Annotated in this window: 1 protein-coding gene; it reads left to right on the top strand. The window is 49.0% G+C overall.

Going from position 1 to position 1,154, the window contains the following annotated elements; translation table 11 throughout:
* Positions 1–89: 89 nt before the first annotated feature.
* Positions 90–1,154: integrase catalytic domain-containing protein (locus AB4876_RS19050; RefSeq protein WP_368383271.1), on the top strand; the 1,065-nt coding region annotated here is incomplete at its 3' end.

The following is a 1,154-nucleotide window of genomic DNA, read 5'->3' as shown; positions in this document are numbered from 1 at the left end:
CGCATTGACTCACTAAAAATCACACTACTTTGGGGTCGTTGCCTCATTTAAAATCACACTACTTATGACGGATAAGCTAGGGGATTTAGATGATTAAATTAATGAGCCTGACTGCCCGCAGGGAGTTACTGGCAAGCGTTCGGCATAGTTACCGTAATACGACCTGGGCGAAAAAGGGAAAGATACTGGATGGGTTTGTTGCCGCCACTGACTACGAGCGTAAATATGCTAGTCGGCTGTTGAGCTGTGATGATATATCTGTTCCGATGAAGAAGCGGCCCTCGGCTCAGCAGTATGATGAGCAAGTACAGCAGGCGCTAATTGCAATCTGGTGTACGGCCAATAAAATCTGCTCAAAGCGTCTCGTTCCCTTTCTACCTCAATTGATCACGTCCATGGAGAAACATGGCCATCTGCGACTTTCGGCCGATGTGCGGGCGCGTTTGCTCCATATCAGTCCGGCAACAGTGGATCGCATGCTGAGCCCGGAACGAGAGAGAATTAGGCAAGGTGTAAGTACAACGCGACCTGGTAATTTGTTAAAGCATCAAATCCAGGTCAGGACATTTGCTGATTGGGACGACGTTACCCCCGGTTTTATCGAAGCCGACCTAGTGGCTCATTGTGGCGGGAACACAAACGGCCAATTCTTGAACACTTTGACGCTGGTTGACATCTGCACCGGTTGGTTGGAATGCATGCCTTTGCTACGAAAAAGTGCTCAAGATGTCATTGATGGCTTGCGGGTCGCTGACGACTTGCTGCCCTTTCGATTGCAGGGACTCGATACTGATTGCGGAAGCGAATTCATCAACTATGATGTGCTGGACTACTGCGAAGATAACCGGATTACTTTTACACGGGCGCGAACACACCGAAAAAATGATCAAGCGCATGTTGAGGAAAAGAACGGTTCTGTCGTGCGCAGGCTGGTGGGCTACGACCGATTTGAAGGCCTGGAAGCCTGGGAAGCCTTGGCCCAGTTATATTGCGTATTGAGGCAGTATGTTAATTTCTTCCAGCCCTCATTGAAGCTGCTGGAAAAGGAACGTCGGGGAGCGAAAGTCTCGAAGAAATACGATTCTGCCAAGACGCCATTTCAACGTATTCTACTTTCTGATCATATCTGCCAAGCGAAGAAGGAGTTGCTGACT

Source organism: Zhongshania guokunii, assembly GCF_040892635.1.
Classification (GTDB): Bacteria; Pseudomonadota; Gammaproteobacteria; order Pseudomonadales; family Spongiibacteraceae; genus Spongiibacter; species Spongiibacter guokunii.
Note: the sequence above shows the minus strand (reverse complement) of the source record. Positions and strands in the feature narration are given on the sequence as shown.